This is a genomic window from Pilimelia columellifera subsp. columellifera (assembly GCF_039532605.1).
Taxonomy (GTDB): domain Bacteria; phylum Actinomycetota; class Actinomycetes; order Mycobacteriales; family Micromonosporaceae; genus Pilimelia; species Pilimelia columellifera.
In genome coordinates, this window is the sequence record NZ_BAAARY010000009.1 from 1 (window position 1) to 15,636 (window position 15,636).

A 15,636-nucleotide genomic window follows, 5' to 3' on the forward strand; every position below is an offset into this window, starting at 1 on the left:
TGAAAGTTTGTCCACAACATACAGACGATCACGCGGTGGCCGCCCCACGTCCAGCCCCGAACCCGCAGGTCAGACCCTGAAGTACGGCTGTCGTACTAGACCGCTGCTATCCGCTGATAGCCGGTGTCCGTGCGGGTGCGGTCGTGCCGCGGGGTTCGTTCTTCCAACTCCGCAACATCCGAGCCGCCCGCACCGCAGGCGACCCGCAATGGCTGGTATCCGCCGAAGACCTGATCCTGTTCGGGAGGACCTAATGACCAACAATCACAGCGTGTGGACTATCGAACGGATGCGGGGCCTCGGTGTCACTACCGATGTGGTGACCGCCGGATCGATCCTCGGGATCGGCCGGACAACTGCGTACCAACTCGCCCGCACTGGCGCTTTTCCCGTTCCGGTGTTGCGGGCGGGGAACAAGTATCTGGTCGCCGTCGCCCATCTGCTGGACGCCATCGGCGCGGAAAAGTAGCGAGGCCAGCCCGCCGCCGATACGGCGTTCGGGTTGTTTCGAGGTGGACTTGATCGCGGTCGGGTTCCCGGCATGGATGCACAACTGACACCACCGGCCAGCGGATTCCACATTCCTGAAATCCGCTGGCCGGTCCCGTACCAGGAAAGGGACAATCCGTGAAAGGCAGCACCTACAAGCGATGCGGATGCCGCGACACCACCGGGAAAGCACTCGGGAAAGCCTGCCCCAAGCTGCGGCGCGGTCGTGGTGACTGGAGCCCCCACCACGGCGCCTGGCACTACCAGATCGAACTACCGGCCACCACCACCGGCAAGCGCCGCCCCTTGCGGGCCGGCAGCTTCGCCAACCAGACCGAGGCCGAAGTCGAGCTGAACCGGGTCCGCGACGCCCTCGCCCTGGCCGACGCCAGCGACCCGGCAGAACTGGCGGCAGTCGGAGACCTGATCGAAGCGTCAGTACGGACCGGCCAGAAAGCACCCACCACCGAGCAGGTCCGGCGGATGCTGTTCCTCGGCCGCGACAGCGCCTCCATGCCCACCACCGGGCAGTGGCTCGCCGAATGGCTAGCCGGACGCAAGGGCTTAGAGCCGGGCACGGCCCGCTCCTACGAAGGTCACCTGCGGCTCTACCTGGTCCCCCACCTCGGCACGGTGCGGCTGGACAAGCTGCGGGTCGGGCACCTCGACGCCATGTTCGACGCCATCACCGAACGCAACGACCAGATCACCACCTTCCGAGCAAGCAGGGACGAGGCCAAGCGGGCTCTGGTGCGCGGGATGCGGCCGGTGGGACCGGCGACGATGCAGCGGATCCGGGCCACGCTGCGGGTGGCGTTGAACACCGCGATCAAGCAGCGGCTCATCGACTTCAACGCGGCCAGCCACGTCGAACTGCCCTCCGCCCGCTCCCCCAAGGCGCTGGTGTGGACCGCCGAGCGGGTCAAACGGTGGAAGAACACCGGGACGGTCGCGTCGCCGGTCATGGTGTGGACACCCGCCCAGACCGGGGCGTTCCTCGACCACGCCGCCGCAGCCGACGACCCGCTTTATGCCCTCTACCACCTGGTTGCGCACATCGGTTTGCGGCGCGGGGAAGCTTGCGGGCTGCACTGGGCGGACCTCGACCTCGACGCCGGGCAAGTCACGGTGCGGTGGCAGATCACCCAACTCGGCTGGGCCACCCAACTTCGGACCCCCAAGACCGCGAGCAGTGAGCACAGCATCGCCATCGACGCCGGCACCATCGCCGTCCTGCGAGCGCATCGGCTTCGTCAGCGCAAGCACCGGCTCGCCGCCGGTCAAGCCTGGACCGACACCGGGCTGGTGTTCACTACGGCGATCGGGGCGGCGCTGCACCCGGCGGACGTGACCGGTCACTTTCAACACCTGGGCCGACAGGCGGGGCTGCCGCCGATCCGGCTGCACGACCTGCGCCACGGCGCCGCGACGTTGGCGCTGGCCGCCGGGGTGGACATGAAGACCGTGCAGGAGATGCTGCGGCACTCCTCATACAAAGTCACCGCTGACACCTACGCCAGCGTCCTACCCGAGATCGCCACCGCCGCCGCCGAGAAAACCGCCGCGATCATCCCCCGCCGAGTCCTACCCGTGGCAGAGGGCCGCATAGCCGGCTGACGGCCTCACACCCCCAACCCACAGCAGAACCCCGGGCCACGGCCCACAGGCCGCTGACGGGCAGATCACGCCGCCACCCACCCGCCGACACCGGTCATCCGGCCCGGACAGGGGTGTCCCCGACCGTCGATCACACGTCGATCACACAAAGATCCACATGCGACAAAAAACAGGCCCTGACCACGGGAGTTTTCCCAGGTCAGGGCCTGTTTACGTCTGTGCGCCGCCAGGGACTCGAACCCCGAACCCGCGGATTAAGAGTCCGCTGCTCTGCCAGTTGAGCTAGCGGCGCTCACTGACAACGGGGAGAACCTTAGCACGGAGGCCGGGCGCCCAAGAAAGCCCTCTGGTCACCGCTTGACATCGATCGGGCGCGCCGGTGGGGCGATCGTCCCGAACCTCTTCCCCGTGTGATCGAATCACGGCACTCACCGATGTGCCGTGACCTGCGGATACGTTGGATTGAGCGGGGACCGTGGAAAGGCTCGGGGGATGACGTACGAGGGCCGTTGGACGACGACTGGGCTGGCTTTGGCCGTAGTGCTAGCGGGCGCGGGATGCGATCGCGGGGGGACGTCGTCGGTCGCTGGACTGGCTGCGACGAGCGCAGCGCCGACCGTCCCGTTGACGTTGGCGGTGACACCGGTAACGAATGCCCACGGTGTTCCGATCAGCGCTGAGGTGACGACGAAGGTCGCCGGCGGGTCGGTCAGCTCCGTGACCGTTGTCGACGGGACGGGCCGGCCGTTGGCCGGGACGATGCGTGCGGACGGCACGTCATGGGTGCCGTCGCGTCCGCTCGAGTTCGGGCGGACCTACACGGCGACGGTCGTGGCGGCTGCGACGGACGGCCGCCGCGAGACGCGCCGGACGACGTTCACGACGGCCGCTCGCCGATCGGTCCCGGAGCTGGGCTCGGGGCTGTACCTGTTCACCGGTAACACCTACGGGGTGGCGATGCCGGTGGTGGCGGAGTTCGTGCCGGGGGTTCCGGCGCGGGACCGGGCTGCGGTGCAGCGGAGGCTGTTCGTGCAGAGCGCGCCGTCGCAGCCGGGGGTGTGGCACTGGACGGCAAGCGGCGCCCAGGCGTTCTACCGGCCACCGGCCTACTGGCGCCCGGGCACGAGGATCGCCGTCCGGTTGGGGTTGGCTGGTCTGCGGCTCAGCAACGGGCGGCAGGGGACGCGTGACCGGTCGGCCAGCATAACCATCGGTCGTCCGTTGTCGATGTTGGTCGACAACCGAACCAAGATGATGACGGTGACCCGCGACGGCAAGGTCGCGCGCCGCATTCCGGTGAGCCTGGGCAAGCGAAGCACGCCGTCGTCAAGCGGCACGTTGGTGGTGATGGAGAAAGCCACCTCGACGATCTTCGACACCCGCGCGGAGCTTGGTCCGGCTGAGGGGTACCGGACCCGCATCTCCTACGCGCAGAGGCTGACCTGGGGCGGCGAGTTCATCCACTCGGCCCCGTGGTCGGTGGGCGACCAGGGCCGACGCAACGTGTCGCACGGTTGCGTCAACATCGCCCCCGGCCATGCCGCCTGGCTATTCCGGCAGACCCTCATCGGCGACCCGGTGGTGGTGCGCGGCACCGAAACGAAGATCACTGACGGCAACGGTTGGACCGCTTGGGCGATGCCGTGGCAGGAGCACATCCGCTCGAGCGCGCTTCCGGTGCCGGAACCGCTCAGATCTGCTGGCCAAACGGCCGATGTACAGGTAGCACAAAGGGTCGTTACCTCGCGTCTGTGAGCCGGTTTCTACTGATCGGGCTCCATATGGCTCCAACCGTGGGTGGGCCGTTGTCGTCACGGTGAGGCACCATGGGTGTGGGACTGATCAGTGAGGGGACGATGCGCGCCAGGTTCAACAACACCGGGTCGGCTGCGGGCAACGACATCGCCGGGCACGCGCCGATTGGCGACGCGCGCCCGGCATCGTCCCATGCACGGTTGCGACGCGGCTTGCTGGCCGCAGGGCTCATCGGCATCCTGGCATTGTCGGCCGCGTGCAGCGGTGACGAGGGGCCCGCCCGCTGGACCAACGGCGGCGCCGGCGCCGGCGAGGACGCCGCCGGCCCGCGGCTGGGCGCGGCCGTCACCAGCCCTGCCGCGAACGCCACCGGCGTCGCTCCGTCGCCGGTGCTGACCTTCACCACGCAGGAAGCCGCCTCGACCGAGTTGGCCGTTGTCGACGCGGACGGTCGTCCGGTCGCGGGAACGCTTGAGGCCGACGAGGGCCGCTGGAAGCCGAGGGACCCGCTGCGGTGGGGCGTCACGTACACCGCCACCGTCACGGTGACCGGCGCCGACGGCAAGACCGCGACGACCGCGAGTTCCTTCACGACGATGGAACGCCCCGACAAGCTGGTCAATGTGAGCAGCTTCCTCGGCGACGGGCAGACTGTCGGCGTCGGCATGCCCGTCATGGTCAATTTTGGTCGGGAGGTTCCGCCGAAGCTCCGTGACGACGTGCAGCGCCGAATGGCGGTCGTGAGCACCCCGCGCCAGGTCGGGGCGTGGCACTGGGTCGACGGCGACACCGTCCACTACCGTCCGAAGACCTTCTGGCGTGCGGGCAGCAAGGTTTCCGTCCGGATCGCCGCGCGTGGCATCCCGATGGGTGACGGCTGGTTCGGCGGCGCGGACCTCAGCGTGAACTTCAACATCGGCCCGTCCCTGATCATGACTGTTGACAACAAGGCCAAGTCGATGGTCGTGCGGCGCGACGGCGCCGTCGTCCGGACCATCCCGGTCAGCCTCGGCAAGCCGAAGACCCCGTCTTCCAGCGGCACCATGCTGGTGATGGAGCGGCTACGGAAGACCGTTTTCGACACGGTCGAGGAGTTGGGTCCGGAGGAGGGCTACCGAACCAAGATCGAGTACGCGCAGCGGCTGACGTGGGGTGGCGAGTTCATCCACTCCGCGCCGTGGTCGGTGGCGTCGCAGGGGCGGGCCAACGTCTCGCACGGCTGCGTCAACATGTCCCCGGAGAACGCCGAGTGGCTGTTCAAGCAGACGAAGCTCGGTGACGTGGTCACGGTCAAGGGCACCGAGGTGAGCCTCCGCCAAGGCAATGGCTGGACCGACTGGAACCTGAGCTGGGACCAGTACGTCAAGGGCAGCGCGCTCCCGGTCAGCGGGTAGTCGGGGCCCCTCGGCCCAGCCGCACGCGTCGAACGAACAAGCCGGTCCCGAATCCGGGGACCGGCTTGTTCGTTCTCTTGGGGTGATCGACGGGACTTGAACCCGCGACCCCCGGGACCACAACCCGGTGCTCTGCCAACTGAGCTACGACCACCATGACCATTCAGGCGCCCGCCCGAAGGATCTGCGGACTTGGAATCCGCGTGAGCATCCAGGCGCTGAGCCCGGACGCTGATCCATGATAACTGTCCTACGCCACAATCCGACGAGCGGGTTGGCGCCGCGCGTCCACCCATGTCAGAGCTCCGCTGCGATCGCCTTCGCCGTGGTCACGTCAGGACCGGGCTGCGGGACGAACAGGGTGCGCCGGTAGTACTCCAACTCGCGGATGCTCTCCCGGATGTCGGCCAGCGCCCGGTGCTCCAACCCTTTGGCTGGCTGCCCGAAATAGACCCTGGGGTACCAGCGTCGGCACAGTTCCTTGATCGACGAGACATCGATCATCCGGTAGTGCAGGTGGGCGTCGAGCCGGGGCATGTCACGGGCGATGAACCCTCGGTCGGTGGCGATGGAGTTCCCGCACAGCGGCGCGGTCCTCGGATCGGGGACGTGGGCGGTGATGTACCCCAGCACCCGGTCCTCGGCCTCGGCGACCGAGATCGTGGAACGGCGTACCTCCTCGGTGAGCCCCGACTTGGCATGCATGTCGCGCACCACGTCTGGCATGCCGACGAGCGCCGCCTCACCCGCCGAGATGACGATGTCAACGCCGTCGCCCAGCACGTTGAGGTCGGCATCGGTCACCAGGACGGCGACCTCGATCAGGGCGTCCTTACCGAGGTCGAGCCCGGTCATCTCACAATCGATCCAGACAAGAAGATCAGCCACGTTCACCAGCCTACTCAGGCGGCGACACAACGCCGGACGGTCATCAGCCAGATTGGCACGTCGTGCCGGCCCATTCGCCCCCTTCTACTCCGACGCCTGGTCGGACGTCCTCGATTTGCGACCGGCCACCGCGGTTCGGCGCGACCGCGGCTCGGGCTTCGGCGTGCCCATCACCTCGGCTACCGCGGCGAGCGCGGCCGCCGTGTCGGCCTGCAGGCCAGCACCAGAACGCCGCTTTGGCGCGGTCTTCGACACGGTCTTGGCAGGCTTTGGCGTCGAGGTGACCGCTGCGGATTCGTCCGGCCGCCGGGGCGCGGCCGACGGCTTGGCGCCGGCGCGCTCGGTGGCGCCGCCACCGCCGCGGCGGGGCGCCGCTACCGTGGGCGCCGGTTCCCTGGCGGCGTCGGTCTTCGGTGAGACGCTCGGCGTCGCGTCCGTCCTCGCCGGACCGATGGGCGTTGACGCTTCGGCCGCGGCGCCGCTCCCTGTCGCCGGCGCCGGCTTCGCGTTCGACGCGGTGGACGGCGCCGGCGACGCGGCAGGTGAGTCGGCGGTCGGCCCGGTGGACGGGGTCACGGTTCGCGCTACCGCGGGATCAGGTCCGGTCGCCGCGCTGGCGGCCTTGATCGAGTTGGAGGATGTCGCCCCAGCCAATGGGCTGGTGGCCGTGGGCTTGGGCTTGGGCGTGGAGGCGTTACTGGCTGTATCGGGCACCGGGACCGCTGCTGCAGCAGCGCCCACCGCGCCCGGCTTCGCAATCGCAGACGCGGCAGGCTTCGCAGTAGTGGGCGCGGCAGGCTTCGCAATCGCAGACGCGGCAGGCTTCGCAGTAGTGGACGGCGCCGGGGCAGTGGCGGGCGCTGGTACGGCTGTGGGCTTGCCGGCGGACGCCGTGGCGACCAGAGCAGCGGTGGCTGTGGCGCCAGGGATCGGGCTGGTGGCAGCGGCGGAACCCGACGTGGCTCCCGATGACGCCGGCCGCGGCCCCTCGGCCGTGCCACTTTCCGCCGCCGGACGTCCGGACCCGACAGCGTTGAGCGCGGCGGTCGCCAACGGCGGGTCGTCAGCGCTCACCGGCACGGCGTAGGGCCGGTCCTGGGTCAGCCCCGGACGGCGTCCCACCTGCCCTGGCGACGCCGCAGGCGGCGTCGACGGTTTCGTCGCGCGAGGCTGCGGGGAGGCCACGCGGTCGGCCGAGGGTGTCGGGAGTTGACGAGGGCCAGTGTCACCACCGCGCGTCGAGGGCGTCGGGGACTGACGAGGGCCTGTGTCGCCGCCGAGCCCCGACTTCGTGGGCCAGTTGGCTCGCGATGTGGATGCGGTCCGGGCCACCGGCGCCGGCTGGGGGGATCCAACGGGCGATGCGGGCGCCGTTGCGGGCGGCACATCGGCTCCGGCTCCGGACGCAGCGTCGCCGGCCTGCGACGCTGCGATCGTCGGACCAACCCTGGGCGACGCCGGCCGGGCGTCGTCGCGGGTCTGCCGGCTGGTTGGGATCTGCGGGGCGGAGACCGCCTGGCGTAGCGCCTCAGCCGGCGGCAGGGCAACGCCGAGGCGTTCGGCGATGTCGGGCACCTGGGATGGCTCGACCACGTAGACGATCTCGCGCGGTCGCGATGGCCAGAAGATCAGGACGAGGCCGAGTGCGAAGAGCACGGCGCCGAGGACGGTCAGGCCCCAGGCGGTCGGGTCCAGCCAGGCCGCCCGGACCTGAACAGACATCCGGACGGCGCCCGGGGCGGTGGCGTCGGGTGACATGACGACCATGGCCAGTCGCTGGCCGCGGACCGCGGCGGGGTTGATGTCGATGCCGCCGACACCGCTGCGCAGCCAGAGCTTGTCCAACGCTGGAGATGCCGGGGCGGCCGGCACGGCGGCGCCGCCCCGGTCGGTGGCGCGGGCCGGGAGAAGTCCGCGCGACAGCCGGATCTCGGCGACACGGGCGTGCCGCACGTTGCGCAGATACGCCTCAGACTGGGCGGTGGTGGTGAGGCCCACGAAAGCGGGGCCGGACCGGGTCGAGGCGCTGACCCGCACGCTGGTGCGGTCGACCCTCAGTAGCGATGCCTGGGCGCCGAGCAGCGCGTCGAGATCTGGAACGACGACGGCGTATCCGCTGGTCGCGACCGGTTGGACCTGGGCGGCATAGGCGCCGCTGTCGTCCCGGTAGCCACCGGCCGTGATGAGCAGCGCGCCGCCTAGCAGCGTGGGCAGCCCGACGACCACCGCCAGCGTCCCGAGAATGGTGCGTAGTAACCGCATCTGCCGTTCCCCCTGTCATGACCTACCAGGTGGGAACATACCGGGTCAAAAAGCATCCAATTGCCATTCCGCCAGACATCATGCCCCGAAACAGCACAACGACAACGCCCATGGACCGCCGAGGAGCGAAACCGGCCAGCTTTCGGCGCAGGCCACCCTCCGAGTTGGCGTGCTGCGTCTTCCCGGCGCGCTGGTGGACCCGTGACGCCGGATCAGGCGGCCGTCTTGGTGGACCGACCGGAGCGCACGAACGCCGCCGCGCCCAGCCCCAGGCCCGCAAGGCCGGCGACTAAGCCGGCGACAGCCAGCCCGGACGAAGGCCCGGCGTTGTCGGCCTCAGCGGCCGCAGGCTTGGCTGTGCCGGCGCCCGTCTCCGCGTCCTTCGGAGTGAGTTCGAGCACCGGCGCCGGACGCTCCAGCTCCTGCCCGTCCCCTTGGTCGACCTCGATCCACCGAACGATATTGCCGTCGGAGTAGGTCTGTAGGGCCTTGAACACGAGCCGCTCCACCTCCGGGAGCTGTCCCATCGACACCGGGAACTCCTGGAACTGGCCAGGCCGGACCACGGCCGCTGGCGTCGCTGTCCAGGTGATCTTGGAAACGATCTCCTTGATCTCCCGACCGTGTGAGGTCAGCGGCGTCGCCGGGGCCTGGCGCACCACCGCCACCGTCCAGCCCGGAACCGGCTGGGTGGACACGCTCGGCAGCGGGGCGTCCGCCGGCATCGTCACCTCCAGCCTGGTGGTGCTCGCCGTCGGGCTCTCATTGGGCACCCGGAACGCCACCCGGGCGTAACCGCCCTGGACGGCCTCGTCAGCGTTGGCCGTGACATGCGCGGCGGCCGGCGCCGCTACAGCGAGGGCGCCGCCGATGCCTGCGCCGACGGTGACCAGCGCCGCGGTGAGCGCGGAACGGAGACGAAGCATGAGGAACCTTTCCAGAACTTACGAGATTGGCACCGTGACCGTCACGGACGCCTCGTCGACATCGGAGGTACGGACCCCGAAGCGCAACTGCCACTGCCCCGCCGTCGGCGCCACGAACTGGCCTGTCGCGTGGTTGTCGGCCAACTTCACCAGCGGAATCGTCACAGCCTCAACGCCGGCCGCGGCCAACGTCGCCGAGGCGCGCCACTCCACCACCGGCTGCGGGCGGCCGGCGGGGGTGTAGGCGTACGCGTGCATCTCGTTCATCCCGATGCCCCCGGGCGACAGCTCCACCTGCAACGTATACAACGACGTCGTCACCGTCGTGCTGAACGGTCCGGACGCCTGCTGCGCCGCGGCGGTGGCGCTCCGCGCCGGCGGCGTCTGACCCAGCACCGCGGAGACCGCCAGGATGACCGTGGTCACCGCCAACTCGACGGCCACGACCTGGCGAAGCCGGCCGGGCCTGGTCGTCGTCTCGGGCCGCTCAGTGAGCTTGCGGGCGTAGGTGGCGGCGGCCACCACCACCGCCAGCAGACCGATCTTGACGAGCACGAGGGCGCCGTACCGGGTGGTGAGCAGCCCGTCGACGGTGCCAACCTCGACGAGCACCTGCACCGTGCCCGACAGCAGGATCGCCGCCACCGCCAGCACCGCCCACCGGGACCACACCGGCAGGATCGCGCCCAACTCCTCGTCGTTGGCCCGCGGCAGCAGGAACACCAGCAGCATGAACAGGCCGCCCAGCCACACCGCCATACCGACGACGTGGAACGCGTCGACGACCACCGACAGCGCCGGCACCGGCGAGGCGACCGGATGACCGGCCAGCGGCCAGGTCGCCACCCCGACGGTCGCTAACAACGCCAACGGGATCACGTCCAACTTGCCGGCCCGCCCCGCCAACACCGGCGGCAGCAGGAAGGCGCACGCCGCCAGCACCCCCAGCCGGATGAGGTGGCCAGTGCCCATGTCGCTGGCGAGGACCTGTCGCAGGTCGGTGGCGGTGATGTTCAACATCCCACGGCCGGCGCTGTACGGTGCCTGCGCGAGCAGTGCCAGGACGGCGCTCAACGCAATGACGCCCAGTCCGACCCACGCGAGCCGGACGACCGGGCGCCGATCGAGGCGCCGCGGCCACAACATCCCCAGCACCATCACCGCGCCGACGACCACCAACAGGCCGGCGTAACCGAGAAACTTGATTGCCGACATGACGCCCTGCGCCACCGGATCGACCGGGTCCTCAACATCAGCCAGGGTCGGCGGGTTCGCCGACGGCGCCCCCACGCTGTACACGAAGCCGCCCGGCACCGGATGGCCGTCCGCGGAGATGATCCGGAAGCTGACCAGGTAGGTGCCCTGCGGCCCGTTGGGATTGAGCGGGATCGCCACCCGGGCCCCGTCGCTGCGGGAGTTCCCGGCGTCGGCCCGCTTGCCGTCCGGTCCGAGCACCCGGACTTTGTCAGCAACCAGCGACACCGGCTCGCTGAACTCCAGCAGCACCTGTGACGGGGCAGTCGGCAGCACCGCGCCCACGCGCGGGGTGGACGACACGAGCACCGCGTGGGCGCTCGCCGGGGCAGCCGGCAGGAGAACGGTCGCGAACAAGGCGAGCAGCGCGACGGCGACGGCCGTTAGCCGCGCGGCCAAGCCCGCCGGCGCCCGCCGGTCGAGGGATTCGGTCATGCCGCCATGATCTCCGATCCTGGCGCGAGCTGGTACCGGCGCCTGATCAGGCGATCTCGCGGGGCCGTGTGCTGGCTCACGCGGGGGCGGCCCGTGTCGCCGGGACGGCGGCGTCACCGCGCACGGTGCGGCTCAACGCCCACAGCAGGCCGGCCTGGATGACGGTCGCCAGGTGACCCATCTCGTTCCACGGCAGTGCCCGGGCCTGCACGATGTCCATCGCGCTGGTCGCCGCCAGCAGCCCGGCGAGCACCAGCGCCACCGGCAGCACCGCCCGGACCCGCTGTGGCCGCCAGGCTGCCAGCGCGAAGCCCACCGCCAGGGCGACGTCGAACGAGGCCATCTCCCGGTTCAGATGCGGGTCGCCGGTCACGTTCACGCCGGCCAGCAACGCCGGCAGGGCCACGACGATCTGGCCCAACGCCGCCGCGGCCAGCGCCAGCCGCAGGACCGTCTGCCAGCCGAGCAGCAGGTGCGCCCGACTGGCGGCCGACCGCGGGGCCTCAGCGGCCACCGCCGCCAGAACCGGCTCGGTGAGGTCAGGCACCGCCACCGACTGCACCCGGATCAGCCTAGTCACCCGTTGCGCCGCCGACTGCCATTCACGGCAGCCGGCGCATCCGGCCAGGTGTCCGTCCAGCCGGTGGGCGTCGCCGGTGGTTTCGCCGTCGAGCCGCGCCGACAGCGCGATCTGGATCCGCTCGCAGGTCATACCGGGTAGTCGCCATTCGGGCTGGGAAAGTTCCCACTGTGCAGGGACTCGGTCACGCCTCGCGACCCCATACGCCCGAGTCGGCCCGGCGCGGCGCGCCCGTACGCTGGAGGCATGTTCCCGCGCCGACGCGAAGCCGGGGCGTCGGCGCAGTCCAGCCCGATGCCGGTCGATGACGACGTCACCCGATGGGCCCTTGCCGCCGCGAACGGCGACCCGGTAGCCCAGGCCGCGTTCGTGCGCGCCACCCAGACCGAGGTGTGGCGCTTCACCGCCGCTCTGGTCGACCGGAGCGCCGCCGACGACCTCACCCAGGACACCTACCTTCGGGCGTTCCGCTCACTGCCCGCCTTCGAGGCCCGGTCGTCGGCCCGCACCTGGCTCCTGAGCATCGCCCGCCACGCCTGCGCCGACCACGTCCGCGCCCTGGCCCGCAGCCGACGGCTGGCCGACAGGCTGACGGCCGAGGCTGCCGTCGGCGCCGACGGGCCCGACCCGTCCGGTCATCTCAGCGCCGCCGATCTGCTCGGGCGGCTCACCGAGGAACGGCGGTCCGCCTTCGCGTTGACCCAGGTGCTCGGGCTGTCCTACGCCGAGGCCGCCGAGATCGAGGAGGTGGCCGTCGGGACCATCCGCTCCCGGGTCGCCCGGGCCCGCAGCGACCTCATCACAGCCCACGCACAGGCAATGACAGGGTGACATACAGCGGGCTTTCAGCTGATGCCGCTAGAAAGAGGTCAGAACACCTTCCCCCGACAGGACGTGACATGAACTCCCTCTTATCGCGCTGGAGCGTGATCCAGCCGTGGTTGACCGTCGCCGTACGGCTCGGCCTCGCCGCCGTCTGGATCATCGCCGGCGGCAACAAGGTCGGTGACCTGGACGCCTCGGCACGGGCCGTCCACGCCTACGATCTTATGCCGTTCGCGGCGGCGCAGATCCTCGGCGCCGTGCTGCCGTTCCTGGAGATCGCGCTCGGGTTGCTGCTCATCGTCGGGCTGGCGACGCGGCTGGTCGGTGGGGTCTCCGCCGTGGTGCTCGTGCTGTTCGTCGGCGGCATCATCTCCGCCTGGGCGCGGGGGCTGGCCATCGACTGCGGCTGCTTCGGCGGCGGCGGGGCACTCGCCACCGGCCAAGAGCCGGAGTACCTGGGCCGGCTGCTCGAAGACACCGGATTCCTGGCGATGGCGGCCTTCCTGATCGTGTTCCCCCGGGGCTGGCTTGCCCTGGACAACTGGTTAAGTGACGACCCGCAACTGCCACGCCGACGCGTGGCGTCCACCGAGACCGAGACCGAGGAGTCAGCACGATGAGCAAGCGACCGGCCCCCAAGGCCCCACCGTCGTACCTGGTGGCGGAGAAACGCCGGCAGCGCACCGTCTGGACGTCGATCGTCACGTTGGCTGTGCTGCTCATCGCCGGCATCGTCGGCTACGCGACGTACGCCACCCAGCGGGCCGACGACATCACCTACCCGAAGGCGACAGCCCCGGGCGACAACACCGGCTTCGCCCTGGGCGCCGGCCCGGTGAAGGTCGATGTCTACACCGACTTCATGTGCCCGGGCTGCAAGAACTTCAAGGACGCGTCGTGGCCCGCCCTGGAGACGATGATCCGCGAGAACAAGATCACGGTCGTCTACCACCCGGTGGCGATCCTCGACCACAGCAGCCAGGGCAGCAAGTTCTCCACCCGGGCGGCCGCCATCAGCGCCTGCGCGGCCGATTCAGGCAAGTTCAACGAGTTCAACGCCGCCATGTACGCCCAGCAGCCCGCCCAGGGCACCGCCGGCCTCACGAACGAACAAATGATCGACATGGGCCGCGGCGTCGGCCTCGGCGACGACTTCGTCAAGTGCGCCGAAGACAAGAAGTACGGCAACTGGGTGCGGGAGATCACCAACACCATGTCCGAACGCGGCTTCCGTTTGACCCCGACCGTCACCGTCAACGGCAAGCAGCTCGAAACGCCGAGCCCGGAGAAGATCACCGAAGCTGTGACGGCCGCGACCAAGTGACCCGACCCGCCCGCTGGTGGGCGCGCTCGCTGAGCGCGCTCGCCGGCGCCGCGCTCGCCCTGGCGCCCGCCCCGGCGCTCGCGCACGGCGACGAAGCCCCCGGCGGGTCCGACTACACGGTCACCGTCACCACGCCACAGCCGCTGCCGGGGGTGCGGGTCCAGGTCATCGACGCCGGGACCCGGCTCATGCTCACCAACGACAGCGCCCAGACCGTCACCGTCCTCGGTGACTCCGGCGAGCCCTACCTACGGATCCGGCCCGACGGCGCGTACGAGAACACCCGCTCGCCGGCCACTCATCGCAACGTCACCCTCCTCAGCGCCGCCGCCCCGGCCAGCGCCGACCCCACCGCAGCGCCACAGTGGCGGCGGGTCAACCGCGACCCCGTCGCCCGCTGGCACGACCCGCGCGCCCAGTGGGCAGCCGACCAACCGCCAGCCGTCGTCGCCGCCGATCCCGCCCGGGTCCACCGGGTGCGGGAGTGGGCCATCCCGGTCACCGTCGAGGCGGTCCCGGGCGGGCCCGCCGCCGCCGCGATCACCGGCGTGCTCGACTGGTCGCCGCCGCCGGCAGCAAGCGAAGGTTGGCTGGGCATCCTCGTCGGCATCGCGCTGGTCAGCCTGCTCGGCGTCCTCGCCGCCCCAGGCACCACGGCCGCCACCGGGCCCGTCGGGCGGGTCGTCCTGCTGACCATGTCGGCCCTGGCAGTGGTCGGAGGCGGGCTCGCCATCGCCTACGCCGTCGCCCGGGTCCTCGACACCGGCGCCACCGGCGTCGGGCAGGTCCTGATCGGAATCGGAATCGGGCAGGTGTGGCCGGTGCTCACCGGCCTCGGGGCCATCGCCGCCGGGGCCTACGCGGCGCTCGGTAGGCCCACCGGCGACTTCGCGCTCGCGCTGGCCGGCGCCTGCCTCGGGCTCTTTCCCGGCCTCACCAACGCTGCGGTGCTCGGCCGGGCCGTCCCGCCGGTCGTCTGGGACGGCCCGGCCGCCCGACTCGTCGTGTCGGCGGTCGCGGCGATCGGCCTCGGGCTCGCCGTCGCCGGGGTGCTCCGACTGCGCGCCGCCATCGCCCTGACCCGCTGACTGCGCTCCGTTCGCGCCGCCCGCCCCGTCCGCCGGGGATCAAGCCGGCACGGTGAAGCCGAACGGCAGCTCAAGCCGATGCCGGGCCAACAGGTCGGCGTCGGCGAGCAGCCGCGGCGTCGGGGCGTCCACCACCACCCGTCCACCGTCGAGGATGAGCGAACGCCCGCACAGCTCCCACGCGTACGGAAGGTCGTGGGTGACCATGAGGATCGTCACCGGCAGATCCCGCAGGATCGCCGCCAGCTCCCTCCTGGCGGCAGGGTCCAGATTCGACGACGGCTCGTCCAGCACCAGGATCTGGGGGCGCATCGCCAACACCGTCGCCACCGCGACGCGGCGGCGCTGGCCGAAGGACAGGTGGTGCGGCGCCCGGTCCCGGTGTTGGCGCATCCCCACCGCGTCCAACGCCTCATCGACCCGGACGGCCAGCTCGTCGCCGCGCAGGCCCAGGTTCGCGGGCCCGAACGCCACGTCCTGGGCAACGGTCGGCAGGAACAGCTGGTCATCGGGGTCCTGGAAGACGATGCCGACCCGACGCCGGATCTCCATGAGCACGGCGCGGTCCTGCCTGACGGCCAGGCCGCCGACGCGCACCTCGCCGGCGGCGGCGGCGAGAACGCCGTTGAGGTGCAGCACCAGGGTCGTCTTGCCGGCCCCGTTGGGGCCCAGCAACGCCACCCGCTCGCCGTCGGCGATGCTCAGGTCGACTCCGTGCAGCGCCTGATGGCCGTCCGGGTAGGCGAAGGCGAGGCCGCTGACCTGCAAGGCCGGGATGTCAGTCACAGCAGAAACCTAG

Annotated in this window: 14 protein-coding genes and 2 tRNA genes; 8 read left to right on the top strand and 8 right to left on the bottom strand. The window is 70.6% G+C overall.

Translation table 11 applies throughout. The features are described from left to right. Positions 1-253 precede the first annotated feature (253 nt). Together ABD287_RS11070 and ABD287_RS11075 are read left to right on the top strand one after the other, a co-directional pair. Positions 254-469, top strand: a complete 216-nt coding sequence (locus tag ABD287_RS11070) for a DNA-binding protein (protein WP_344171942.1) — start codon at positions 254-256, stop codon at positions 467-469. A gap of 158 nt (positions 470-627) precedes the next feature. Continuing rightward, entirely contained in the window at positions 628-2,106 is a 1,479-nt protein-coding gene (locus ABD287_RS11075) for a tyrosine-type recombinase/integrase (protein WP_344171944.1), read from the top strand. Positions 2,107-2,325: 219 nt separating this feature from the next. Here ABD287_RS11075 and ABD287_RS11080 read toward each other — a convergent pair. Beyond that, positions 2,326-2,398, bottom strand: a tRNA-Lys gene (locus tag ABD287_RS11080). A 200-nt stretch (positions 2,399-2,598) separates the two neighbouring features. On the opposite strand from ABD287_RS11080, the gene ABD287_RS11085 reads away from it, so the two are divergent. Both ABD287_RS11085 and ABD287_RS11090 read left to right on the top strand, forming a co-directional pair. Further along, positions 2,599-3,861 carry a L,D-transpeptidase gene (locus ABD287_RS11085; protein ID WP_344171946.1) on the top strand — a complete coding sequence of 421 codons (1,263 nt, stop codon included), beginning with the start codon at positions 2,599-2,601 and terminating at the stop codon, positions 3,859-3,861. A gap of 215 nt (positions 3,862-4,076) precedes the next feature. Then, positions 4,077-5,255 (top strand): L,D-transpeptidase, encoded by a 1,179-nt coding sequence (locus ABD287_RS11090; protein ID WP_344172189.1) that lies wholly within the window; start codon positions 4,077-4,079, stop codon positions 5,253-5,255. Positions 5,256-5,333: 78 nt separating this feature from the next. On the opposite strand, the gene ABD287_RS11095 is transcribed toward ABD287_RS11090, so the two are convergent. The 6 genes from ABD287_RS11095 to ABD287_RS11120 all read right to left on the bottom strand — a co-directional run bounded on the left by ABD287_RS11095 (position 5,334) and on the right by ABD287_RS11120 (position 11,732). Beyond that, positions 5,334-5,409 (bottom strand) — tRNA-His (locus ABD287_RS11095). A 143-nt stretch (positions 5,410-5,552) separates the two neighbouring features. Next, on the bottom strand, positions 5,553-6,149 hold the full coding sequence (orn, locus tag ABD287_RS11100; RefSeq protein ID WP_344171948.1) for an oligoribonuclease: 597 nt from the start codon (positions 6,147-6,149) through the stop codon (positions 5,553-5,555). Positions 6,150-6,227: 78 nt separating this feature from the next. Next, entirely contained in the window at positions 6,228-8,405 is a 2,178-nt protein-coding gene (locus ABD287_RS11105; protein WP_344171950.1) for a hypothetical protein, read from the bottom strand. Positions 8,406-8,617: 212 nt separating this feature from the next. Beyond that, a complete protein-coding gene (locus ABD287_RS11110; protein WP_344171952.1) occupies positions 8,618-9,331 on the bottom strand; it encodes a YcnI family protein in 714 nt (237 codons plus the stop codon). An 18-nt stretch (positions 9,332-9,349) separates the two neighbouring features. Then, the gene (locus tag ABD287_RS11115) at positions 9,350-11,020 is read right to left on the bottom strand and encodes a copper resistance CopC/CopD family protein (protein WP_344171954.1); all 1,671 of its coding nucleotides are present in this window, start codon (positions 11,018-11,020) and stop codon (positions 9,350-9,352) included. 76 nt (positions 11,021-11,096) lie between these two features. Beyond that, positions 11,097-11,732: a zf-HC2 domain-containing protein gene (locus ABD287_RS11120; RefSeq protein ID WP_344171957.1), complete on the bottom strand. Its 636-nt coding sequence runs from the start codon at positions 11,730-11,732 to the stop codon at positions 11,097-11,099. A gap of 114 nt (positions 11,733-11,846) precedes the next feature. Between ABD287_RS11120 and ABD287_RS11125 the strand changes: the two genes are divergently transcribed. The 4 genes from ABD287_RS11125 to ABD287_RS11140 all read left to right on the top strand — a co-directional run bounded on the left by ABD287_RS11125 (position 11,847) and on the right by ABD287_RS11140 (position 14,837). After that, positions 11,847-12,431 carry a sigma-70 family RNA polymerase sigma factor gene (locus ABD287_RS11125; RefSeq protein WP_425565599.1) on the top strand — a complete coding sequence of 195 codons (585 nt, stop codon included), beginning with the start codon at positions 11,847-11,849 and terminating at the stop codon, positions 12,429-12,431. A gap of 68 nt (positions 12,432-12,499) precedes the next feature. After that, positions 12,500-13,045: a DoxX family protein gene (locus ABD287_RS11130; protein ID WP_344171958.1), complete on the top strand. Its 546-nt coding sequence runs from the start codon at positions 12,500-12,502 to the stop codon at positions 13,043-13,045. Next, a complete protein-coding gene (locus ABD287_RS11135) occupies positions 13,042-13,749 on the top strand; it encodes a DsbA family protein (RefSeq protein ID WP_344171960.1) in 708 nt (235 codons plus the stop codon). Before ABD287_RS11130 ends, ABD287_RS11135 begins: the two co-directional genes overlap by 4 nt. Continuing rightward, complete coding sequence (locus ABD287_RS11140) at positions 13,746-14,837, top strand: hypothetical protein (protein WP_344171962.1); 1,092 nt, start codon at positions 13,746-13,748, stop codon at positions 14,835-14,837. Before ABD287_RS11135 ends, ABD287_RS11140 begins: the two co-directional genes overlap by 4 nt. Positions 14,838-14,876: 39 nt before the next feature. Here ABD287_RS11140 and ABD287_RS11145 read toward each other — a convergent pair whose 3' ends face one another. Next, a complete protein-coding gene (locus tag ABD287_RS11145; RefSeq protein ID WP_344171964.1) occupies positions 14,877-15,623 on the bottom strand; it encodes an energy-coupling factor ABC transporter ATP-binding protein in 747 nt (248 codons plus the stop codon). Between the last annotated feature and the right edge of the window lie 13 nt (positions 15,624-15,636).